The organism is Mycobacterium sp. IS-1742, from assembly GCF_001500125.1.
GTDB lineage: Bacteria > Actinomycetota > Actinomycetes > Mycobacteriales > Mycobacteriaceae > Mycobacterium.
Genome location: NZ_LQIV01000034.1, coordinates 54,165 through 77,608, shown reverse-complemented (window position 1 = coordinate 77,608; position 23,444 = coordinate 54,165). Strand labels below are relative to the sequence as shown.

Annotated in this window: 16 protein-coding genes and 1 pseudogene; 5 read left to right on the top strand and 12 right to left on the bottom strand. The window is 59.3% G+C overall.

The window, feature by feature from the left end:
- Nucleotides 1–354: 354 nt before the first annotated feature.
- Nucleotides 355–2,433 carry a DUF262 domain-containing protein gene (locus tag AU196_RS17865; RefSeq protein ID WP_059096412.1) on the top strand — a complete coding sequence of 693 codons (2,079 nt, stop codon included), beginning with the start codon at nt 355–357 and terminating at the stop codon, nt 2,431–2,433.
- A gap of 204 nt (nt 2,434–2,637) precedes the next feature.
- On the opposite strand, the gene AU196_RS25230 is transcribed toward AU196_RS17865, so the two are convergent.
- Together AU196_RS25230 and AU196_RS17860 are read right to left on the bottom strand one after the other, a co-directional pair.
- Nucleotides 2,638–4,065 (bottom strand): DNA phosphorothioation-associated putative methyltransferase, encoded by a 1,428-nt coding sequence (locus AU196_RS25230; RefSeq protein ID WP_082695761.1) that lies wholly within the window; start codon nt 4,063–4,065, stop codon nt 2,638–2,640.
- Between the two features lie 6 nt (nt 4,066–4,071).
- Nucleotides 4,072–4,500: a T3SS (YopN, CesT) and YbjN peptide-binding chaperone 1 gene (locus tag AU196_RS17860; protein ID WP_157546456.1), complete on the bottom strand. Its 429-nt coding sequence runs from the start codon at nt 4,498–4,500 to the stop codon at nt 4,072–4,074.
- 125 nt (nt 4,501–4,625) lie between these two features.
- On the opposite strand from AU196_RS17860, the gene AU196_RS25610 reads away from it, so the two are divergent.
- On the top strand, nt 4,626–4,826 hold the full coding sequence (locus tag AU196_RS25610; protein WP_157546453.1) for a hypothetical protein: 201 nt from the start codon (nt 4,626–4,628) through the stop codon (nt 4,824–4,826).
- Between the two features lie 578 nt (nt 4,827–5,404).
- On the opposite strand, the gene AU196_RS17855 is transcribed toward AU196_RS25610, so the two are convergent.
- The 10 genes and pseudogenes from AU196_RS17855 to AU196_RS25890 form a co-directional block, all read right to left on the bottom strand.
- Complete coding sequence (locus AU196_RS17855; protein ID WP_059096410.1) at nt 5,405–5,983, bottom strand: hypothetical protein; 579 nt, start codon at nt 5,981–5,983, stop codon at nt 5,405–5,407.
- Nucleotides 5,984–5,987: 4 nt separating this feature from the next.
- Complete coding sequence (locus tag AU196_RS17850; protein ID WP_231737634.1) at nt 5,988–7,826, bottom strand: ATP-binding protein; 1,839 nt, start codon at nt 7,824–7,826, stop codon at nt 5,988–5,990.
- Nucleotides 7,823–9,421 carry a DEAD/DEAH box helicase gene (locus AU196_RS17845; RefSeq protein ID WP_059096639.1) on the bottom strand — a complete coding sequence of 533 codons (1,599 nt, stop codon included), beginning with the start codon at nt 9,419–9,421 and terminating at the stop codon, nt 7,823–7,825. Before AU196_RS17845 ends, AU196_RS17850 begins: the two co-directional genes overlap by 4 nt.
- A gap of 199 nt (nt 9,422–9,620) precedes the next feature.
- Nucleotides 9,621–10,469 carry a phosphoadenosine phosphosulfate reductase family protein gene (locus tag AU196_RS17840; RefSeq protein ID WP_059096409.1) on the bottom strand — a complete coding sequence of 283 codons (849 nt, stop codon included), beginning with the start codon at nt 10,467–10,469 and terminating at the stop codon, nt 9,621–9,623.
- Nucleotides 10,462–13,899 (bottom strand): hypothetical protein, encoded by a 3,438-nt coding sequence (locus AU196_RS17835; RefSeq protein WP_231737633.1) that lies wholly within the window; start codon nt 13,897–13,899, stop codon nt 10,462–10,464. The genes AU196_RS17840 and AU196_RS17835 overlap by 8 nt, the downstream gene beginning before the upstream one ends.
- Nucleotides 13,896–14,975 carry a DUF4007 family protein gene (locus AU196_RS25225; RefSeq protein WP_082695759.1) on the bottom strand — a complete coding sequence of 360 codons (1,080 nt, stop codon included), beginning with the start codon at nt 14,973–14,975 and terminating at the stop codon, nt 13,896–13,898. The genes AU196_RS17835 and AU196_RS25225 overlap by 4 nt, the downstream gene beginning before the upstream one ends.
- A 14-nt stretch (nt 14,976–14,989) precedes the next feature.
- Entirely contained in the window at nt 14,990–16,129 is a 1,140-nt protein-coding gene (locus AU196_RS17830) for a cysteine desulfurase family protein (RefSeq protein ID WP_059096408.1), read from the bottom strand.
- Between the two features lie 353 nt (nt 16,130–16,482).
- A complete protein-coding gene (locus tag AU196_RS25220) occupies nt 16,483–18,048 on the bottom strand; it encodes a DEAD/DEAH box helicase (protein ID WP_082695758.1) in 1,566 nt (521 codons plus the stop codon).
- Between the two features lie 933 nt (nt 18,049–18,981).
- On the bottom strand, nt 18,982–20,394 hold the full coding sequence (locus AU196_RS17820; RefSeq protein ID WP_286141250.1) for a DNA sulfur modification protein DndB: 1,413 nt from the start codon (nt 20,392–20,394) through the stop codon (nt 18,982–18,984).
- 759 nt (nt 20,395–21,153) lie between these two features.
- A pseudogene (locus AU196_RS25890) lies at nt 21,154–21,408 on the bottom strand (hypothetical protein); the annotation flags it as partial.
- Between the two features lie 119 nt (nt 21,409–21,527).
- Between AU196_RS25890 and AU196_RS17815 the strand changes: the two are divergent.
- Genes AU196_RS17815 through AU196_RS17805 form a run of 3 tightly spaced genes read left to right on the top strand, consistent with a single transcriptional unit; the run spans nt 21,528 to nt 23,438 of the window.
- Nucleotides 21,528–21,797 carry a hypothetical protein gene (locus AU196_RS17815; protein ID WP_059096405.1) on the top strand — a complete coding sequence of 90 codons (270 nt, stop codon included), beginning with the start codon at nt 21,528–21,530 and terminating at the stop codon, nt 21,795–21,797.
- Complete coding sequence (locus tag AU196_RS25210) at nt 21,794–22,453, top strand: type II toxin-antitoxin system VapC family toxin (RefSeq protein ID WP_082695756.1); 660 nt, start codon at nt 21,794–21,796, stop codon at nt 22,451–22,453. Before AU196_RS17815 ends, AU196_RS25210 begins: the two co-directional genes overlap by 4 nt.
- A 55-nt stretch (nt 22,454–22,508) precedes the next feature.
- Nucleotides 22,509–23,438, top strand: a complete 930-nt coding sequence (locus tag AU196_RS17805) for an alpha/beta fold hydrolase (protein WP_059096404.1) — start codon at nt 22,509–22,511, stop codon at nt 23,436–23,438.
- Nucleotides 23,439–23,444: the final 6 nt, after the last annotated feature.

Sequence of the window (23,444 nt, the reverse complement as noted above, 5' to 3'; positions counted from 1 at the left end):
TCTCGCTAGGTTGAGTCAGGCGCGGATCCCGCACGTGTGCGGTTACTGCGAGAGGCCACAGAGGTTGCGGCTTTCGGTCTCTCTTTTTCGGCGTTTTTCCCCGCGCCTCTTACTTTGGTGTGCGGGCGCCCGGCACAACACGAAACCGACGAGCAGTTGCCTCCAACCGCGGTTCTGTTCGACGGCCGTCGCCGTTCAGCTCGTCCGTTCTACTCGACCGTCGGCTCAGCTGCCAGCGATTGAGTTCTCGATGGATGGCTAACGAGCTCATGAGCACCCCTGCCCATGCCGAATCTAGAGCATCGATTGGTAAGTTTGGCGGGCACAACTGCGCCGCACACCATGGGAGCACGGATGTCAATCGAGCACGCGACGCGGACCCTCGCGACTCTTATCGCCGAATCGAACAGCGGCCAGGTGCTGCTGCCCAACTTTCAACGGTCATACGTCTGGCGGCCGGACGACCACAAGTCGCTAGCTGCGTCGATACTTCTCGGAATTCCGTGCGGGTCGCTTCTACTCGTGCGCGGAGAAAACACGGACTTCGCGACCAGAAAAGTTGGTATTATCCATTCCGAACCGGCCGGCACGGTGTTCAATTGCGACTTTCTACTGGACGGCCAGCAACGCGCTAGCACTATCCGGAGCATTTTCTCCGACACCTTCAGAGGCGAAGACTGGCGGAAGCCGTGGGGTGAGACGTTCAATGCTCTCAAGAACCGTTGGTCCATCAGCATTGTGCCGAAGCAAGACGACCCCGACCTATTTGGGTACCACACACTCCACTTCAGCGGGCTACCCCCAGAGCCGGACCTCGTTGCCGATGCTCTAGTTCAGCACAGCATCTACAAGACTAAGGGCCTCGACGCGTGGTTCCATCCAGCGTTCCAACCCAGGCTCGGTAAGAAGGAACGCTACTTAGCGGTTGGTGTTGGTGCCGCAGCAGACGGCGTTGCGCCGCTGTGGGAGGTGACCGAGTCGGGGAGCGCCGACGACGGCCCTATCAAGGTGGCTCTGCAACGAATTGCCGACGGACGTCGCGAAGAACTGTTCGCAGCATACAAAGACGGCACCCTCGACCAAGAAGAATTCTCCGACCTTCTGCGCGCGGGAGAAACTTGGTTGGACTTGACCGAAGACAAGGTTCGTGACCGTCTGGGCGACCGCCGCGCCGAGTGGATTCAAAAAGTCCTCAAGGTAATCACCGATCCTAACGATTTTAGGCTCGGGACCATTGAGTTAACTCAAGATGAACTTCCCAAAGCCATCGCTATTTTCGAGGCTATCAACCGCGGTGGGTCACCCCTAACGCCCTTTGACCTTGTAACCGCGCGGTATGCGCGAGGACAATCAGCCACTTCGCTTCCCGAAATGATCCAAGCAAGCATCGAGAAGTACGATGACACCGTTCCGGAGGCCCTCTACGGCACTCCCGGCAGAAAGTGGGCTGCGTCGAACCGCGTCGCCCTAGTCGACGACGCTCTCACCACCGCCTTCAAGACGCAATTCCTCCAAGTCCTTGTCATGCTACGCAGATTGTCAGCCGATCCTGAAGCCGAATTCTCCGTCGACGACATCAAGGCGGAAAAGGTTCTGGCTCTGAGCGCCGAAGATATTGACGCCGGGTGGGAAGCCGCCACGATGGCGGTCTTGGCTGCGTGGCGATATCTGCAGCTTCGGTGCGGCGTCAAAGACGAGGGAGCTCTTCGCAATAAGCTACTCGTCCTTCCCCTGGCAATGGCGCTTCGCGACCCAGACATCCCAGTTTCCACGTACAATAAAGTCGAATATTGGTATTGGACCTCAGTTCTCAGCAATACGTACACGGCACGTCAGAATGAAAACTCAGTTACCGACACGAACCTCCTCCTCGCCTGGATTAAGGACGGTGAGAGGAACCCCTTTGCGTCGCGCGAAGAGCGCGTTTTGAATGACGACGGGTATTCTTCCAAGGACACTCTGCTTCGTACGAGCGAAGACGAGCGCGTAGGTACGGACGTCGGCCTGTATTTGCTGCAGCTCACTCTGGCATTGGGCGGTCAAGATATCGCGCTCAAACAAAAACTCGATGCGGACATTGATGACCTCCAGGACCACCACCTCATCCCACTGGGCTCGGCTACGACGGTCGGCCAAGCCACGAAAGCAATTCGAAAAGGCAAAGGGGACATCGCGGCTCTTCTCAACAGCCCACTGAATCGCGTGTATCAGTCAGGCGCCACAAATCAAGCCATCGGAGCGAAGTCGATCGCGCAGTACATGAAAGACCTGCCAGGATCGGTGAAGTCGTCGCTCTTTCTCAGCGTTGATGACGATAAGTTCTTACAAGCTCCGGAACACGAGTTTGACGATTTTGTAAGGAGCATTTTGGGAGCGCGTTACGAGAGCCTTCGCTCCGCTATAGTGAACAGATTGTCAGTCCTGAAGCAGTAGCGGGAGTTTCCATTAAAAGGTGGGCCCCATCTGCCAGACCGTTGGACCGTCGCACAACTTCGGCGAAGCGAACTGTCTAAGCGGATACCCCGGATGGCCCGTACGAGACCCGAGACAGCCGAGCTTTCGCCGTTGGTAAATAGCAGTAAGTTGCATCGCCGGACGACTTCGCGCCACCCTTCGCTATAAGCACTCTCAGGCGCCTTACAACTTCCGCTTAACTAATCGATGTCCGCGCAGCACTACTCCACAACGCACCAATTCGGAGGCCCAACCATCCTCGAGTCCGATGATTGTCGGGTTCTGATACAAGCCGGCTCTGACCTCCGCCGCGGTCAAACGGCGGTACTTGGCGACGGCCGGATCATCGGGCGATAAGAACTCTTCCTTTCGGTGCAGTAGCGGGCGATTCGAACGATCGCCAAAGCGCTGGTAGCTACCTTCGAGCGAGGACATATCGACTGCGTAAATCCAGTCAAGAGTGGGATGCGGATCCGAATCGAACTCGGGATAGGACGACCAGGAGACCCTCCGGCCGCGGTGTTCAAGCTTGAGGATATTCCAGTCTTCCGGACGACCTGCCGCGACAAACCCACAATACTCGTACAGCCGCAAGACAACTGGAATCTTCGGCACGGCTCGGCGATGAACGTACAGGGCACTAGCCGTCAGTTTCCCGGGCGAATTGCGCATCGCCCCCCGGATGTACGTGTCGTCACGGATCTTCGCGAGGAGGCGATCCGCACGCGCACACGCTTCGCGGTAACTCCTGAAACAGTGCTTGATGTCCGCCTGAACGTGCAGAGGTAGATCGCTCAGCGCCACTCGGCCGCTAAAGAGTGACGTGCCGAGATAGAGCAGCGTATCCAACGTTGTCCGTCTATTCCCCGCGGCGACGCGCTCAGGCGATGCCCCTTGCTTCACAACTTCGAGGAGAGACCGTCGAGAGAGTCGCCCCAACAGCGGGAGCAAGTTCGGGGGTATTTCTTCGAACAGAGGGGGCCGCCCCCGCTCTTCTGCAAATGAAACAACCTCTGCGACAGCTGAAGCGTAGTCTTGGCTGTCTGTCCATTCGAAGTCGGTGATGGCGCCGCGGGCAAGGTAAGCGAATCGGTCCTCATCGCGACGGAAGACATACACGACACCAGGTGCAGGCGCTACGCAGCGTTGACCCGTCACAGATTCAACTAAACTGCGCAATTCGCCTGGAGTGTAGAAGTGCTGAAAAGTATTGCGGCTAGTAACGATGCCATCGCCGACCTCAGCGGCCGTGATAGGGCCTAGCTCCCACTTCAAGCGACACGCGACAATCAGTGCGTCCGACGTCAGTTGCCACGCCTTGCTGAGCGTCTCCCTACGCTCGCTCTGATCTTCGATGACATTGAGGACGTAGTTCAACAGGACCACGTTGTGGGTTTCTAAAGGCCCGTCGGGCGCATAGAACGGGTCCCAGCCACTCGCGTGCAATCCCATCTTTCGAAGACGGACCACGTCCTGCCCGCGCCCGCATCCGTAGTCGAGGATCGACGTCGAATCTTTCAAGATCGAATCTCGAATGCCAAGGCGCACAGGCATCGACAGATCCCCGCGTCCGATCGCGGTTCGCTGCCTTTCGATGGTCCGTTCCGTCATGCTCGCCTAGCCCGTTGTTTCCTCGAAAGCTCGGAGGCCACCTAATACATGCTGCAGGTGATCGTCATGAAAGTCGGCCGCCCTGGCGAGCGCGGCGAGACCTGTCATCAGCTCATTCTCTTGCAGGTGATCACCGATAAGGTCGTACTCCACCGCGATCGTACGAGACGTCTTGTAGTACACCCACCGGCCGAACTGAGATTCCTCGTTCAACCGGTTCACCTCTTTCAGAACCGTCTTAGTCCCCGCCTCAACGCCTGACAGAACGTTGCTGCGAATCTGAATAAGGGTTTGCGATCCCCAAGCGCCTAACTCTATCGCCACACCAGCACTGGAGAACCTCAGGTACATCCCTCCCGCGGGCGTATCTTTCCAAGTGAGGGAATTCGCCTCGAGTATTGCAGCAATTTGTTTAAGGATTCGCTGCGGACTCATTTGACCTCGTCCAACTTCGTGGATACCCGCGAGACCACTTCGGAGTGTCTGAAGGTGCTGTGTGCGTAGCGCGTCGGGAGGAACTCGAGCATCCAGCGCACGAGCGTTTGCCACGATTGCTCAGCTTGGTCTCGGTCGAGACCTACCGCACGGCTGAGCATGCCCCGCATCTCGCCGAATCTTCTTGGTTCGGTGAGATATTCGTCGATCTTTGCAAATACCGGCTGGCTGCTGAGGCGGTGACCCACGAGGGAATAAAATTGGTCCCGACTCAGTCCAACCGGCAGGTCAAGCACCTGCAGATCGGCAGCAGCCGCGTCGGCTGATCGCGTTGCAAGCGATGAGGGACCGCCGTCATACGCCGCGAAGAGATCCGAGGGCATTCGCAGCGCAGGTATCCAAATCCCCGGACCCGCCCTTCGTTCGATAGCGTCATCGACCTCTACCGAGGGCAACATCGCCGCAATAGCGTCGACCTCACGAGCGATCTCGTCGGTAGCGACTACCGAATGGGCACTCAAGTATTCTTCGAGCGGCGCGATCTCGTGGTCGCTTGACCGTATGAGTAACTCGAGATTGGGGTTCCGACTCCACCCCAGTGCCGTTGCCGTTAGATTCGCTGAACCCATAAGCGCGCCACCCTCATGTCGGTAGTACTTGGCATGCAACCGGTCGTGAAGGAAAACGGCTCCGCCTCTCGAACGGACGGCCCCCAGTACGCCGGTGTCTGACACACCCGCGGCGACTTCGTCCGGGCGCCATCTAGTAAACAGGCGAATAGACACATTGTCCGGGACAGCGCTCAATACTTGGGATACCACGCTCTCCTTCGCGAATGGGGCGCACATCACGAACTCACGACGTGATTCAGCAGCGAGCTCCATAAGCGCTGATCCCGGGCTCCTCACGCTTCTCGCTCCCTGAGCACCTCGACGGCTCGACGTCCCCACAGCAGACGCGCATCCTCCGTGGCGCGTTTCACCGATCCGCCCGGCAGTCCGTCCTCATAGAGAGCCCAAGCGGTAAGAAGGGTCTCGCAGAGTTCTTTGAATCCTTCCTCGCCCTCTGCTTCGAACGGCACGGGAAGTTCGGCGTAGAGCTCGTGCATTGAGTTGAGAGTCACGGTTAGCGTGTTGCCCGCCGATCGCACGGTGAAGAACGCGTCAGAGTCAAGAGGTCGACGGTTCACCGCCACCTTCAGCCCGCTAGACATGGTGAACGCACGCAACTCTTTTGGCTCCGCTGCTGACATCATGTTTGGCCGGGCGTCCGGAGCGTCTACACGTTCGTTATCCGTTGCGCGATGCTTGGCAGTCGCTACAGTCCACTTCTGTCCCGGCTGCCAGACGAAGTGACCTGGGTTCTGCCAGAGGACCGCGTCACACTCCCGTATGTCGCAGTTCGCGCGCGCCGCTATGTCAGTGACGGCGAGCGGCTCCGCTGCCTCTTCGAGAACTCTCTGGATGGCTTCCAACATCGCCATTGACTTAGTAAGAACGGCTCTCGAGGAAGCCTTCTGCCATACGTCCCCAGTCGTGTCGAATGTTCTGGGTGAGCCGCCGTTGGTCTGTCGGCTGTTCGTCTTCGTAGCGGGCCCAGGCGAAGAGCATCATTTCCAACCCCACTTGGGCGGCTTGCAACTTATCCTTCAGTTTGTCCGCATCGTCCGGCAGGTTCTTTGGATCGCGCGCCCCCAGCAAGAGGTCATAAGCAGGATGTTCTGTATTCAGAGTGACTAGCAGTATCCCGCCTCGGGGCTGAACAGAGAAGAATGCGCCTCCTTCGAGCGATGCGACCTCCATCCGGTACTTAAGGCCCTTATCGATCGTCTCGGCGGCGAGTGTCTCAGCGGTTTCTCTGGAATGCCCTAGATGCTCCAACTGGTTGGCAACGTCGGACTTACGTTCGTCAGCCGGCTTGTGCTCATCCTCGTCGCTGCGACCCCGATGCCCCTCTTCTTGACGTTTGCGGACTGCATCTGTTGCCTGCGCTTCGATGGTTCTTTCCGCGTGCCGAACGCGACGACGCCGGCCTTCCGCTTGAGTCTGGATAAGGCTCCGCATCAATTTTATATTCGTCTGAACCCGGTGGACGACTTCGAGCAAGGGTTCAAGCGGGTCCTCTTCGTCCTTTAGCGCTTCGCGGGCAGCGGAGATCGACCCACCGTGTTGTTTGATTATGGTGGCTGCGTCCACCTTGGCGGCTTCGGCGAAGTTGCGTGCGGATTGCTTGTTATTCGATACACCAAACAGTTCGTCGAGTCCTGGTTCGAATGACACCTCCACTCCCCACCACCGTTCGCGTGGGTCATACGTGGTTGTCCATGCCGGATCGAGCTCAAGTTCTCTGTCCGCCCGCACAACCGACACTCCGACGTTGCGCGCCGCGTGCTGTCCGAAAGGCAAACTTCCCGACGGTTGGCCTTCCACGCTGGCACGAGCTTCTTCAGACGCTAGCGAAAATTTGACAGTGACCACGTGGTCCTCGCCACGGAACCGCACCTTTATCGGAACGATGTTCTCCCCCTCAGCCGGGTACGGCTGAAACATAGGCTTTGTGTCGAACGGCGCGGGCGTGCTCGTCCCCGACATCAGGTACAGCGGGTCGTTCGGCTTCGCATACCGTTCCTGCAGAATGTGCTTGGGCTCGTCAAAGAGAAAACTCCTTAACGCGATGGAGACCCGGCCATCGTTGATCCAGTACCTGTACATCCGTCCGATGAGCTCTTCTGAATTGTCAACCAACGCTTTGGAAGTCCGCCAAAAGACGCGGTCCAACTCGCTCCAAACGACCAAGGTCCCTGACTCGCCAAACGATTGTTTACCCGCTGCTGCCTTCCACACGCTTGGCAGGGCTTTGCGCTTAGGCTGCGGAAGTACGCGCATGGTGCCAGCGCTAATTTCGCGCAAATCGATGTAGCTGTGCAGCGCACTCTCGACACCGTGTTGCCAGCTCCAGACGTCAACTCGCTGGCACTGGGAAATTGAGGCGCTGGGCAAGCCCATGCCAAAGCGGCCCATACCCTTCTGCTGCTCAGCGGTGAGGTGAGTACCGTTGCCGAACTGCAGGGCGATCTGAAGCGTCTCAGCATTCATGCCACGGCCATCGTCGAGTACAGCCACCTCGTGCAGCCGTTTGCGCGTTCGCTGCTCGACTTGCGATTCTCGGTCCGCGCACAGCAACTGGACACTGTGGGCTCCAGCCTGGATCGAGTTATCCATCAGCTCGGCGATCGCGTATGCCGCGTTCTTGTAGCCGTTATCTCGCATGGCCTTTACGGCAAGTGCTGTTGGAACGATGTCGAACTCTTCGATCGTCGCAGTCACCAGACGTCCTCCCAGTTGTCGAAAGCATCAGCCATGTTGCAGAAGCCCGGCAGCCGTGTGTCGACCACAGTCGCCACCTCAGCTTGCTTGTTCCCACCAGCCTTCGGTCCGCGGGTCGCTCGACCAACCATCTGACTGAACAGAACAAGACTTTTCGTGGGTCGCGCAATCACGGCTGCGCTGGTCTGCGGAGCGTCGAACCCGGTCGTCAATACACCGAAATTCACGATGATCCGAGGCTCATCGCTGGATGTTTTGAACGCAGCGATAATGCGGCCTCGATCGTTCGCCGGTGTCTCGCCAGTCACGGCGTAAGCCCAATACCCTCGCGCCCGTAAGACAGTAGCGAGCACGATTGCGTGACTCTTTGTTGCCGCGAAGACGATCAGACGATTGTGGCGACGACACATCGCCTCGGTCCGCGACAATATCAACATATTTCGCTGCTCGTCCGCGGCCAGAGCGTTGATGATGCGCTGTGGGATATCGAGAGCCTCTTCTAGTTCCTCGATCTCCCTGATGGACAGCTCGCCTTCGGACGTATACCGAAGCTGCTCGAATTCGGTATCTGCAAGGTAACCCTCATCGACAAGGTACTCAATCGGGTTGTCGTAACCGGCGACTTCGAGCGAAACCTTCCGGCGGTAGAAGAAGTCGGCGAGCCGTTCGTCCTCATCGATGTCATTCCACGTCCGCCCGGGAGTCGCCGTCAGCCCCAACAAGGGCGCCGGACGCCCGGATTCGGTCAGCACGTCCAATAGTTGACTGTATGTAGGAGCGACCGCTTGATGCGCCTCATCCATTACGACGAGGCCGACATGCCCCGCGATCGTGCCAATTTCGGCGAGCGATTTGCGAACCGATGAATAAGCCTTGCTGAGCCCTGCGACGATGATTCCGTCGCGGATGATCGGTTCAGCCAAGCCGTGGGATCCCCACCACCGCTGCACACCGACTGGACGGTTACCGAGATGCGCCCAGGCCTTCTTGAACTCTTCGACGGCTTGTTCACAGAGTTCTTCCGAATGCGCGAGCCAGACCACTAACCTGGGCTCCCTCTGATTCAGCAGATCGCATACCACCGACATTGCGGTTCGTGTCTTGCCGGATCCGGTCGGCATATGCAACATGACCCGGTGAGGTTCGCGTTCGAGATTGTCGAGCACCCGCGCCGCCGCCAAGCGTTGGTGTGCAAACAACGGATGTGCAGGTGTGATCGTTTCATTCGCTGGCAGCGTGACTACCTGCTCAGAGTCGTCGGCAACAGCAAAGAAATCTAACAGGTCCGTAGCCCGTGCGCTGCCCCGCCGCACCTTCATCGTAGTAAGGCCGTGGAACGGGTCGCCGGTTACTGAAAGACGCGTAGCGAGCGCTTCTGCGCTGTGTCGAGGAAGCAGCAGCAGGAGCTCGCTTCGCAAGGCACTATCGAGGAGCATGTCGGCTGGGGTGCGTAACCCCAGCGCGATCTCGCTGAGCCGCTCAGGCCGCGCAAGCGCTGGATCGAGACCGACCAGAAGCCGGACAACGTCATGCCCCACTAAATCCTGAAGCAGTTGGTCCGATGCACGATTCAACAGGTCTTCGAACGTCGTCATGCGGCCCCTGATCCAGCCCTCTCGCGCCATGCGCGCTCAGCCATTCCGTCGCGCAACGCTGTCGCTTGGCCGCCCCAACCCACTGGACCTACCCTAGGCGTACCGACTCAGCGAATGTTGGCAGATCGAAAAACTGGGCCCTCTTTGTTGCGGCGGGTTGCTCTTCGAGGCGCCTCTCGCGGTCTAGGCAGCGATGCCCTCAAAGAGCGCACACAGAGCACTGCATCGAATCGTCGTCGTCATCGAGAGCGTCCCCAAGGACGTCCCAGACTGGTCGATTCTTCTTGCGCTTCTTCGCCTGTTGCTGCGCCTCTTCATGCCGCATCAAGATCTCCTCCCGACGGGCGATTAAGTCTGTAAGCGATTCGCCTCCAGACCAGGTGTACTGGCGTCCCTTCATTGCGTACTCGCCGAAGGATGCATCACCGTCGGCGCCCGCGTCTTGACGTACTTTCGCCTCAATTGCGATCGCTCGTTGGAGAAGCTCAGGATGCTTGTCGGCGAGCCCAACCCACTCCGCCTTGCGCTGGTAAAAGCAGAAATAGCAGCCTGACCGGGTGCGCCATTCGTAATATTTTGGTAGACCAATGCCCGCTTCGTCGAGGATGCGTAGGACGCCGTCGTGATCTACACCGTCTTCAACGAACGGCAGCACCGTACGAATATTTGGCTTTGTGCTGACGTAACCTTTGCGTCCGGCCTCGTCTGCACGTATTGCTACGTAAGACACGGCCTGGTCTTGACCGATCCAATCTTCTAAGGGCTCAATCTTCATCTTCTTTGTGCACCAACGCATTTGAGGTGACGGAAGGGTGCCGCGATAGACCTCGAACCAGTGGTCGAAACCCTTCTTTGCATTCAACCGCGCAATCGGCTTGCCCAGTGAGGTCTCGAGCCTGTCGAGATACTCGTAGGTCTCCGGGAGCTCGGCTCCCGTGTCACAGAAGAAGTATTCCATCTCTGGAACGCGGTCTCGCATGTACACGGCTAGCGCACTAGAATCCTTGCCCCCGCTGATCCCGCAGATGTGCCGAACGTTGTCAGGCATACCGATGCTTCCCCTCGCTCAAGGTCTTCGTCCCGATGCTTGGCTCGATAACTTCACGCTCCAAGGCCAACCTTGCCATGAGCATCCGACACGCCGCGGCCCTCGATAATCCACTGCGGGTGAGGGCGTCGATGGCTCGCTCGAAGGGCCCGTCGACCGATTCCTTCTCTGCGGCGGTCAGTGCCAACAGCTCAATCGACTCGGTGCCGTCAGGCCGCGTCAACGTCATTCTCCTAGCCGAGTACTCCTGCTTCACTTTGCCAGCGAGCCGCTCATGAAGCAGAGCAGATGTCCGACGAAGTGCGCCGCCGAGCTCGGCGATTCTCAATGGAAACCGACTTGCGATGTCATCGGTCCATACGCGAGGCGCCTGCCCCTCCGATACCACCATGGCGACATTTTCGAGCCAGGCCTGATCCTCTAGCGGCCGCATCAACGCTCCAACAAATGCCTTAAGCCGCGGCTCAAGTACATGCCCGGCCAGACGGGTTGCATCCGCCTCGAGCACCGACTTCAGCTCGCTGAGCGTTCCACCGGCAGCGGTAGCCGCGGCCAGATGCTCTTGCACCATGAGCAGAAGATCGTCGTACTGGCGACGTAACTCGCGGATCGCAGCGGCAAGCGCTTGTGCGTAGCCGTCCGCGGCTTGACTAGACACTTTGCCGCGGCCGGTGAAGGGGGTGAACCCAAGAATCTCGGGCAATGTTTCGAATATGAGAACGTCAGGTTCCGCGGCCTGGTGGAAGGCGTCTCGTACCGCGATGGCCGCGGGCGTGAGGCCCTGCCGCGTCCGCTGAGCGTATGGCGGAAGCACGCGCAGCTCTCTGTAGAGGGCCGTTGCGACGTTCAGGAAGGTGGGTGCGGTCCCAGCCGCATGCTTTATACCGAGCCGCGAAACGAGACTGTTGATGACATCGGCCCGCTTGCCGCTCCGCGTCATCGTATTCCTGATCGTGAAGTGACTGAGATTCTTAGCCAGCCGTTCCGCGACTGCATCATCAATCTCGAGCACGAGGCTGCCATGCTCGTATAAGGCAATCTCGTCTCTACGCCGGACCAGAGCCGTGATGAGGAGAAGCGGAATGAGCCCTGCCTTGATACCGATCGGGGGCAAACCGAGCTTCTCCGCGATCGTAATCAAGTTCGTTCGTGTGTCGGTAGCTTCATCGAAGTCCGAATTTATTTGCGCCCAGACTGCTTTCCAGCTGGCCTCTGTCGGACTGTGCAACGACCATCTTCCGGTTGCGTCCCGCCGGTGAAGACCGGTTCTCCGGAAGATGGCCTCGTAAATTGCTCGATCAGGACCATAACCGTCGATGCCGAACGCCTCGTGACCTTCGTTGGTCAAGAGGGCATCCACCAAGAATCGACGCGCCTTTGCACCCTGACTCGTGAGCTCGCGACGGGCGATCATCTCGTTCGCAACATAGGGCGTGTGCGGGTATGCCTCATCGGCTACCTCGGACAACATTGCCGACATCCCCTGAGTCGGGTCGAGTTCAGTCTCTCGCGACCCCACCAAGATCCACTTCGCACTTACGTCCCAAGCCGCGCTGACGACATTGTGAAGGTGTTGCTGGGAGCTCGCCAGCCGCTCCGTTAGTTCGCGCCGAGCGACCCAATCCGCGCCTTCCGCCTCAGCGCTGTCAAGCGCAGATTTCAACGCAGCCGCCTCAATTGCTGCATCACGAACAGCCGAAGTATCCTGTGGCAGAACGTAGATGACAGGCCGACCGTCGTTTAGACCGCTCAGCACACTCGTACCGCCGCCTCGGTCGGTGAGATACCTAATCACACCGTCCCAAGCAGTATCGATCTCATCCATCTCCCCCGATGATGGTCTGGCGAATTGCCTTCCGAACACGCGCAATACGCCAGTGGTTTGACTGTGCCTGCCCGCAACCAGCGGATCGAGCGAAAACGACCGCCCCAGCAGATCAAGAAGTTCCGCGTTGGCAAGGTCGTTCCGAGCATTTTCGACAACACGACGCAGGTTGTAATCAGACCCTTGCCAGATGCGGTATTCGTCTGAGAACGCGCGGAAGGTGATCAGCCCTCTGGTGACTAGCGAGTCGAGCAAGTCATCGACCTGCTCGACACCAGATTCGTGAGCGAACGCTAGACGGAGCAGTTCCTTCGACGCCCTAATTCGGCCGCCACCCGACACGAGGTTGATGACGCCGACCGCTTTGAGCACCTTGAGTTCCTCAGCCGGAAGGCCGTAGGTGTCCCTGATACGGGTTTCGATCTCAATCCATCGACTCGCTCCGTCGGCGACTCCGATCATGCTGCTGGACGACTCAAGGAAGTAATCGTAGAGCGCATCGAGGCCTACCAAGGGGATCCCGTCGCCCGGTCTCCAGCACCGCTTCTGAAGGATCTGCGGCAACGCCGCCGGCTCAGGTCCGGTTAGAAAGGAAAAGAGGGTCCGCTCGTTTTGGCCGTACCGACTGCACAGATCTGGCAACACTGCAAGGACCAAAGGGTGAAGCGGTACTGCGGCCGGAGCGTCCTCGGCGATGTCGCGCAGACCCTGCCGCTCCAGGATTGGGCGGATGCTCGAGACCCAATCGCTTCCGGCCTCGAGAAGGGACACATCCTGTTGGAGCGCCGACGCGATCAGACGCCGTGATTGAGCTGCCGTTTCGACGTACGGAATGTCCTGAAACCGTCCCTGAACCTTCGCCCACTCACGGCGACGCGAAGTTGAAGTTCCTTGCACGTACTCGTCAAAAGACAAGTGCTGCAGGGTGATGATTACCAGCGGCAGCGCGTCCTCACCCTGTGTTAGTTCCGCAAGTTCCTGCAGCAAGAACGGGTCACCCTGCGACCCAGATCTCGCGAAGTACTCAAGATTCTTTCCGAACTCGTCGATTACAAGGAGTACTGGATGCTTCTTCGCGAGGTGCTGTACAGCCACTTTCACGGCACCCGCTTCCGGGGGGGCAGCAGTTGTATCGACCGCTGGAACGACATCTTGGCTCTCGCCTAGCTCGCGCATCGCGCCCGCGTGAATTGCTCGGGCAATCGTTGTTGCAACCGGCTCATTGGCGGCAGTTGCGAAGGCGCGAATAAACCCCTTTCGACCCGCCTTGACCGATTTCAGCCCCAACCGCAGCCGATCGTCAACGGTTGGATCAATGGCATGAAGAACTGAGTGCGCGACTTTGAATTCAGGCGAGGACGCGGGCGCCAACAGACTGTCGAGAAACACAATGAGCGACGATTTCCCACCACCGTGTGGCCCGGTGATCGAAAACGTACGCCCAGCAGAGGCATCGGTGAGGCCTGCCGCCACCCGCGTGATGACATCTACCGCGCGTCCGGTTGGCACATAACCGTCTATCGCACTCCCGCCACGGTCGCGCTCGACGTTCGCGGACCTGCTGAACCGACTGCTCGTCCCTACGTAGGAAGCCAGCGGCTTCATGCTGCCTCTCCATTCCGGCGCTTTCGTTGCGATTCAGCCCGCCGCACTAGCTTATTTATCTCGGGTACGGACAGCTGCAGAGAGGTCGCCGCAGATCCCACGAGTTCAAGATCAGGCGCAGTAGTCGACGACGTCGTGCGCCGCCCCTCTCTCCGCGATGCAAGCACTTCGTACGCGACTTGCCCGGGTGGAGCGGTAACCGTCAGCTGCGTGGAGCCGGCGGGCCGCGTGAGGCGGAGATGACCGGCAAGTCGCGCCGACTTCTCGATCGCCTCAGCAATGTCGTTCTCCGAGATCTTCATGATGCGACCTGGAGATCCGGGGTCGGTCGCCAACCGAGTTAAAGTGACTGTGGCGCTCCCATCTGCGCTTCGACTCATGTAGTCGAGACATGCGTACGCAATAGCGGCCGCAGGAAGACTAGGCTTGGCGCCGCGCAGAAGGCGGTAGGTATTCTTCCGCCCGGTTCCCGGGGTAGGGCGAATAAGCCCGAGTTCCCGGAACGGAGAATCTAGCAGGTCGTCTAACCCCTGCCTACCCTGCGCCTCCCGACTTGAATACATCCGCAGGAGGCAGTCAACATCCTTCTGAACGCTACTTTTCATGGGTTGGTTCCAGGTGGTCGCGGCAATTTCACCAAGACAGAAGTCCAGCAGCTCCTCGTCCGTGAACTCCACAGCGCTGAAGTCGTTGAAGGTGAGGCGCCATACCGGCAAGATCGATCTCTCAGCGACCGCGTGCCAATGCAGAATCCATAACGTCGCCGGATCTTCCATGTACGGATCGAAGCCGAATCGGTCATCAAGCAGGGCTCGACCAAGCCGTGTTGGGCTGTAAACCGAGGTTCGCGGTCGGTCTGGATGTGGGCTGCGCGCAATCATCTTCGTGGCGAGCGTCCAGAACCGAATGGCCTCGGCCATGTTCTTGCCGACGCCAAGGTCTACCGGCGCCGACTTGTCGTTGAAAATGTTTGGATCTCGGGCCGCGGCGTCGTAGCCCTTCTTGATCCAGCCGAACCGCGGATGAAAGGTCTGGTGGTTGGCGAACATCGGCGTAGTCGATTGTTCGAGTGTCATCGTGATCCCTACTTCTACGTCAGTCGCCGGACACGAGTTACTGCGTCAGCAATCGAGCTGACAGCCTCTTGGACGTCTCGCTCAGTTGTCTGCCGCCCCAGTGAGATGCGGAGGGACTCTGAGGCAGCGGTGCTCGACATGCCCATAGCGAGAAGCACATATGATGGAGTTGGAACAGCCGACTGGCAGGCGCTTCCTGCAGAGACGAACACGTTCGGCATCGAGGTCATTACAGCTTCAGCGTCAGCACCCGCGAACCTCAGATTCAGCGTGTTAGCGAGGCGCTCTGCCGAACCGCCGTTCACTTCAACGTCCGACACTCGATCGCATAGGGCTCCGAGAAGCGATTCGGCCAGACCGCCCATTCGGGATGCATCCGACGACTGCTCCTTCATCGCTAGCTCAGCCGCTAGCCCGAATCCCACAATCGCGGGAGTGTTCTGAGTGCCACCACGGAGCCCGCGCTCCTGCCCACCGCCCGAGGCGATGGGAACGATAGCTTTCTGCGTTCGACGATCGGCGATCAGTGCGCCGGCGCCCTTCGGGCCATAGACTTTGTGGCTGCTGCAAACCATGATGTCTGCTTCCGCGGCTACACCGTCGAGCGCACCCTTCCCGAGAAGCTGCGTCACGTCAACAAAGGTCTGGGCGCCCGCTTCTCGCGCGATCGAGGCGACCTGCCCCACAGGGCCCAACACTCCCGTCTCGTTGTTGGCGGCCATCACGGCAACAACGGCGACCGTGTTATCGACCAAGCTTGTGAGATGTTGAAGATCGACAACGCCATCCGCACCGACATTCACGAGGCGCACCTCGCCACCACTCAACCGCGCGCCAACGTCAGCTGCATGAAGGACCGCCTTGTGCTCGGTAGCCGAGACAACGATGTTCGGCCGGCGCGGTGCACCGAGCATCATTCCAAGCACGGCGAGCACCGACGCCTCGGTCGCACCGCTTGTGAATACGATGTCTTGCGCCGGCCGCTCAAGCAGTGCCGCAACGCGGCTCCGCGCCTCATCGACGAGCTCCGCCGCCTCCTTTCCGGCAGCATGGTGACCGCTCGACGGGTTGCCGAAGGCTCCGTGAGCTTCGGCTATGGCCGGGAGGATGCGCTGGTCAACCGGTGTAGATGCGTTGTAGTCGAGGTAGACCATTGCTTTGATCCTATTCGTACGGTGACCGTTCTATGGGCGCCACGCGGGTGAGGCCAACGTAACCACACGCCTACGACAGACCCCTTGGCATAGCGCAGCGAAGCGCGGCCGTTTAACAGAGCGGGCGCGCCGGCCACGGGGATGACGGCACCGCTTCCTGAAGCGGCTCATGTCTGCTCCTACATCGCCATGAAGCTCCGAAGCGCAAACTCTCACAATGGTCGCACGACTTGCGATCGACCAAGTCGGATTCAGATGGACGTGCGAGTCGCAGAAACTTAGGCATGGCCAATAGCCGCAACGCGCAAAACGAGAGAGCGTTGATTGCACGCGCTCTCTCATCCTCTTTGTATTTACGGTGGCCGCAATACATCCAACAAATCTGCCACGTCCGGACTTGTGCCGACCCCTGACGCGAGCGAACCGATTACTTTGTCGACAAGCTCGCGCTTTGACTCTAGAATTTGCTCGAGCCGCTGCTCGACCGTGCCGTCACATACGTAAGAATGCACGAAAACTGAACGCGTCTGGCCTATGCGCACAATGCGGTCGCGCGCCTGATCCGTGTTGGATGGGTTCCACCAACGGTTGACGAAGAAAGCGTGATTGGCCTCCGTCAATGTCAGCCCTTCGGACGCGACTCGGCTCGAAGCGAGAAGGGCGACCGAGTCCGGCTGATTGCGGAATCTCAGGATGGCGTCGCTGCGCTCCAAAGCACTCATTCGCCCGTCAAGTGAGACCCAGCCAACGTTAGCCTCAGTCAGCCGCTCTGAAAGCAACTTGAGAGGCTTCAGTTTGTACGAGAAAACGACCGCCTTCTGCTGGAGCTTACTGATCTGAAGCAGTCGCTCAGTGATGTCGTCCAATTTCGAGCTGCTCCCAGTAAGGGGATCAAAGTCACAGACTTCCAGCAAGCGGCTAAGAACGGCGAGTAGGGCGCCGCGGTTTTTTCCTTCCATAGCGGTGGCTGCGTTTACGGTTGTATATGCAACCCGCTGCTCTGGAGAAAGCTCGACGTAATGAGTTTGCTCAATAACGACGGGTAGGTCCTCGAGGACATCATCTTTCCGTCGACGAAGCAGCACCGGCTTGGCGAGAGCACGCAACGCCTCATCGCTCAACGAAGAGAGTGCCGTGGAAAATTTCTCGGGTGAGATGATCGACAACAAGGTGGCAAGGTCCGTTGTATCTTTTTCTACGGGTGTGCCGGAGAGCGCCCACACAGAACTAGCCGCGATCGTCTTCACAGTGCGTGTAACCGCCGCAGTGGATCGCCTTACCCTATGTGCCTCATCGAGGACTAGGAGCTGGAGCTCTTTTCGCCGCTCCAACATCGGCGCTAGCGATCTCAACTGGTCGTAGTGAAATAGAAGGAGATGCACACGCCGATCCTCCACTAAGGACCATAGGCTTGTAGCCGGCCCCTCCCATGCTGTTGAATTCGCGACTATCAGCTCTGGTGCCCACTTAGTAGCCTCATGTTGCCAATTAGCTACAAGCGTGCGCGGACACAGTACTACGGCCGTCTGGAGGGTGCCTCCGTATATCATCGTCCGAACCGCTTCGAGCACCTGAAGCGTTTTTCCTAAACCCATATCGTCAGCGAGTATCGAACTAGGGTGAGTAAGGAGCCAGTCCACCCCCTCTCGCTGAAAGTAGCGGAGTTCTGGTCGGCATACGAAGTTCGAAAACAGCGGCCTCACAAGAAAACCCAGGTTCGGCAATTCCGACAAATTCGATGGGCGCCGGAACCCAACAGCGTCCGAAGGAATCTGTATGTGAGCTTCGAGCCTCCTTTCCAAGAGCGCCCGTACCTGCCAGCTAGCACGAAAGCACCATCTCGCTGCGGCCACCACGCGTGACTGCGGAAGCCCTGCGTTCCGAGCCGTTTGGTCGACCTGCTCGGGCCGAGATCGCATTAGAGTCAACCGAAGCCCGCCTGCCAGAGGAGTAAGTTCAGCTTCGACTTCTCCGCCCGACGTGACTAGATCAACCGTCGCGCGGACGGGTGCCACCCACGAGGCGAAGGGATGGAGGGGATTCTTTGACAAGTTCGGCCAGATCCTTCGACGGTCTCGATACAGACGATTGGCTGAAGATGCTGCCAGCGGTCACCTTACGGCAACATCTCGTTTCACCACGCGCCCAACGGCTTCTGTCACGACTACCTCGCGAGGTGACCGTCGCTGATCTTACGGAGACGACTTGGGCTGAAGGAGGCGGTGGGAGACAACGAGAAGAAACCCAGAGACAATTCGCGCTTGCTGTACGGCGGCTGAAGCGAGACATCCGCTCGAGAGATCTCGACAGTATCCGTCCATCGCGAAGCAATTGGATCGTGCCAGACGCGGTCGGTTTCCGTCTCGAAGGACGAGCGCGAACCCTAACCGCCCGCTCCCAACGCGTCCGAGAAAATCTCTGTGAGATTGCGCTTAGCCCCGGGCGCAATCATAAACAGGCGCAGGCGTTGAGAAGAGTTTGCGAACTAATTGCTACCAGTAAGAGCCACCCGACCTGGCTCTACTGGTACTCTCCGCAGACAGTTGCACTAGCGCGGCGCGCAAATCGCGACACGCTGTACGAACTTAACGGACTTGCGACAAGAACGCTGCGCGCATTGAACGTCGACACAAGTATCTCGGCGTGGGAAGAGACTATCGATGTCGTAAGTCGTCGGCTACCTCTTTGTATTGTAGAAGCGTTCGAACCCACCAGGCGCTGCAAGATTGCGCTGGGAAAGCTCGAAAGTTTCGGCGTCACCACGCTAGGTGGCCTCACGATCACATCAACGGACTCTCTCGAATTCTTAAACCGTGTACGACTAGAGACATTAGCATCGTGTTCAAGCGCGCTCAAAGATTACTACCTGCTGCGAGTATCTTGACTTGAACGACCTGATTCCACATTTCATCGAGGCCATCCGGAGCTTGGTACAGATTAAACTCCCACTTCTCGCGAAGTGCTGCAACGCCGTCATCACCAAGGTCGATGATACCTGTGATCCACAATAGAAGTTCCTCAGCGACCTTCAACGCGCCCGTACGCCCTTCACTGCGCATACGCCAGACACCATCATCATTCCTAACAAGTATCAAATGTCGCCACGGAAGCTCGTGAAGGTTCCAATTTATCCGTCCAAGAACTAGTAGCGCTGCCTTGACCTTATCCCGGTTCATTTGAGGTTCGTCGGTGGGCTGCCCGTCTGCAGCGGAGCGATCAATTAGCATCCTGACCAGTCGAGCAACAATTTGTTGACCAATCGGCCAAAACCAGAGGTGGTCAGACTTCTGCTCGTCCCCCTCACTCGGATTATGAGTCCTCATGACCATCGGCTCTGCGTCGAGATCCGGAATCACTTCTCGGAGAACGTCCCATATGAGCGCAACTTCTTCGTACCATGCCGATATAACGGATTCGGGCGGACGTACCTGCTTGAACTTGCTTCTCTTTGAGTCCGCCAGTTCAGTATTCGCACGCAATGCGGACGTCAGCATCGTTTCTGTCATTTCGTATAGAACCTCGATTTGCGTAAAGTACGTCTGGCCGGTACTTAGATTCTTACCGCCGTCCGTCTTCACCCGAGCATTTTCCCAATCGTTATCTCCCCACTTGAAGAACGGATGATCTGTAATGAGTTGCCTCGTGACTATCGCGAAGACGTCATCTTCATCCATAACAATATTCGTGGCATTATCTGTCGGCTTCGCGTACCGGTTCAGAGCGGAAAACATTCTGCGGTACCGCGTCCTGAACTGCTCGACCCCCTCGTCGACAGCAGTCGGCACAATGATCACCGTAAATTCGTCGTCCTTGAAACCATCCGGCGGAGGATGCGCAGCTGGTTCGTTGTGCATTAGTTGGATTGCACGGACGCGATGTTGCCCGTCGAGAGCGTAGTACTGCTCACTCCCATCGAACGCAAGTATGCCGAACGAGTCGTGCATCCGCGGACTCTTGGCAAGCAATGAATCTACGAAATCCACGCCCGACGCAAGCGTCTCGATGGGCTGGAATGTTGCGCCGCCTTGCCAAGCCGCGATCACTATCGAATTGAAAAACCGAGCTTCGTTCTCTTTCCAATAGAACGCGATGTCTTGGGACGCCCTATTGTCTTTAAGGCTGCGCTGAATGGCGTCGGAAAGCGTCTTTCCCTGGAATAGATCAGACGCAAATCGGACGGTTTCTGCGATTTCCGACGCGTTCATCTTGGTCACGAAGAACTCATGGCCGCCCATCGCGAAGCGAAATGCTGGATATAGTCTCATACTACGCCTTTCCTTTGACCTTCGACGTGCCAACGTCAATTTATGTAGTGCGCCGAGGGGCGCCCAAGTAGCCTTTAACTCCTGGAGGTGACGTGTCGTTGATGGGGGGTCCAAATGCATTATATATTGCCAGTTCAAGCTCCTGGTATTGCGATGTGACAGTCCAGGAGAATGCCAACCGATTGCCAAAGGCGCTTCGCGCTGCCTTCATTTTTGGGGAAGCGCTAAAACTCAGATGAGCGTTGAAGCGCTCGCGGATACTGACGCTGGCTTGTCCGACATAGAGCAGATTAAGGAGGCTAGGTTGCGCACCATTGCTAATGGCCACAATGGGTTTTGCGCACACCAGGTATACGCCCGGGGATTCCGCTATCGCAGTCGCGGCTTGCTTCTGAAACGGCGCGGTGGACCAGGACAGCGGGCCAGCGTTGAGGAGATCACGCAGCGATTGCCACGGGCCGGAAGAGAGCGCCCAGTTCATGGGAGTCGCAGCCACACCCCGACGATATCTCTATCTACTCCGCTCACGCACGGATCTGAGCACTGCCCAGAACCGCACAGAGCTTCCCTGCGGGCGGCGTTCGAACTTCCGAAATGAGCCTATGGGCACCGGTGCGCGTATCAGCCAAAGGTATGACATCACTGATTCCACCACCGGTTGTCTCGGTGCCGATTGCTCCCGACGCAGCCGGAAGTCTGCCGGAGTCGCAAGCGCTTTGAATGGCGAGTTCTGCCGTCAGCCTGATCTTCTGCGTCACAGGCATCAGCTCTTCGGACGAACGCGTCACCCGCGCCGCGCACCGCTGTCCCCATCTTCGTCACGTTCTCCACCAGACGGGTCGCCATCTGACTGAAGTGCTTCCCCACTGTCTCTACCGCCCACTGCGTCGTCGACCCGGGCAGCGCATCTCCCGCAGAAGAAGTCTTGCCGCCTACGTCCGCCGCGGCGATATCCCCCGCCGCGATATCCACCTGACCGGCAAATGCGCGCAGAATCTCCGGATCGACCAGCATCGCCACCCTCCGCACCCGCTTCCATGATGTTTCTGATTCTGCGGCACCTCAGACACCCCCGGCTCCGCTATTTTCCGGCGTGGGTGTGACACCGCGATACTCGGTGTTACACTTCCTTCATGCCGACCGAGCACCGGCGCCACGCAATTACCGAGACCGACGACATCAGCCGCGCTCTCGACGTCGCGCGCCGGACCTGGCCCGAACTTGCGGACAGGCCTGGAGCACTGCTGCGTCAACTTATCCTGGTCGGCCAGAACACCCTCGCGCAAAACGACATTGAAACTTCGCGCACCCGCCGTGAAGCCATCAACGAAACCGGTGGCGTGCTGACAGGTGTGTTCAGCACCGACCATCTGCATGAACTGCGCGAGGACTGGTCCGAGTGATCATCCTCGACGCGGGCGTGCTGATCGCCCACTTCGAATCCACCGATGCCCATCACGCCGATGCCACGGACTTGCTCGCGGACCATGCATCCGAGCGGTTTGGATCCACCGTCATCACGCTCGCCGAGATATACGCGGCAGCGGCTGGGCGAGCGGACCTCCTCGACCATCTCTTGAGCCGCCTCGAGGTCCAGTCTCTGGACCTACCCGCCGGCAGCGCTCGACGGCTGGGGGAATTGCGTGCCACGACCGGGCTTAAGATGCCCGACTGCTGCGTTCTCTACACTGCCGAGCATCACGCAGCCGCCGTCGCCACCTTTGACGTCAAGCTCGCCACTCGGGCCGCCGAGCTCGGAGTGCCGTTGGCGCGCAAGGCGGGAACGCTCTTCACTCAGCCCGTCACCGCACCCGATCTCGCGGCCGGACGGATCCGGATTCCAAGTGCCACCAAACCCGCGTTTCCTGAGGCCCGCGGGTCCGTACGCCTCGTCCTACGCGGGCGCGAACTGGAGGTGCGGTGGGATCCACGTAACGGTCCCGACCGCGCGCGGTCCGGGGTCCTCACCGTCGGCCGCGCCACTGTGGCTGAAGCAGTGACGGCCGGCGAGCGCTTGGAGGTCGTTCCGCGCCCAGACGGCCGCATCGAACTCCGCTAATTTCACGCCGCGACCCACCTCCGCCCCGTTACATTCAGGCATTGAGGTGACAACCATGAACAGTCTGATGCGGCACCCGGTCCGCGTTCCGCGCGTCGAGAAGCCGCGCGCCGAGGGCCGCTTCTACCTGCCCGACGGCCGCCGCCTCGGCTACGCCGAATTCGGCGACCCCGCCGGCGACCCGGTGCTGTGGTTCCACGGCACCCCCGGCGGACGCCGCCAGCTCCCGCTCCTCGGCCGCCGCGCCGCCGAGAAACTCGGACTGCGCGTCGTCCTGCTCGGCCGTCCCGGCAGCGGCCTGTCCGACCCGCACCCCTACGAGCAGATCGCCGACTGGACGAGAGACGTCACCCACGTCGCCGACGCCCTCGGCGCCGAACGCCTCGCCGTGGTCGGCCTCTCCGGCGGCGGCCCCTATGCCCTGGCGTGCGCCGCCGTCCCACCTCTCAAGAGCCGCGTCGCCGCCGTCGCCGTGCTCGGCGGTGTGGTGCCCTCCGTCGGGCCCGACGCCCTGGCCACCGGCGCCGTCGACCTCGCCCGCCGTTTCGCGCCCGCGCTCCACGAGTTGCGCCGCCCGCTCGCCGGCGTCATGGCGACACTGCTGACCCCGATACTGCCGCTCGCCCATTACGTGTGTGCGGCGTACGCCATGACGACCCCCGAAGGTGACCGCCGCGTGCTGCACGACCCCGAGATGGAGGGCATGTTCATCGACGACATCGTCCTGGTCGCCCGCGGACGCTTCCAGGCCATCGTCGACGACGCCCGACTCTTCGGGCGCGACTGGGGTTTCCGGCTCGCCGACGTCTCCGCACCCGTGCGGTGGTGGCATGGCGACGCCGACCACATCGTCCCGCTGGCCGACGCGCAGAAAGCCGTCGAACTGTTGCCCGACGCCGAGCTCATCCTGCGCACCGAGGAAAGCCACCTCGGCGGCTTCGCGACCGCCGACGAGGTGCTGCACTTCGTCCGCTCGCACCTCTGACCCAGC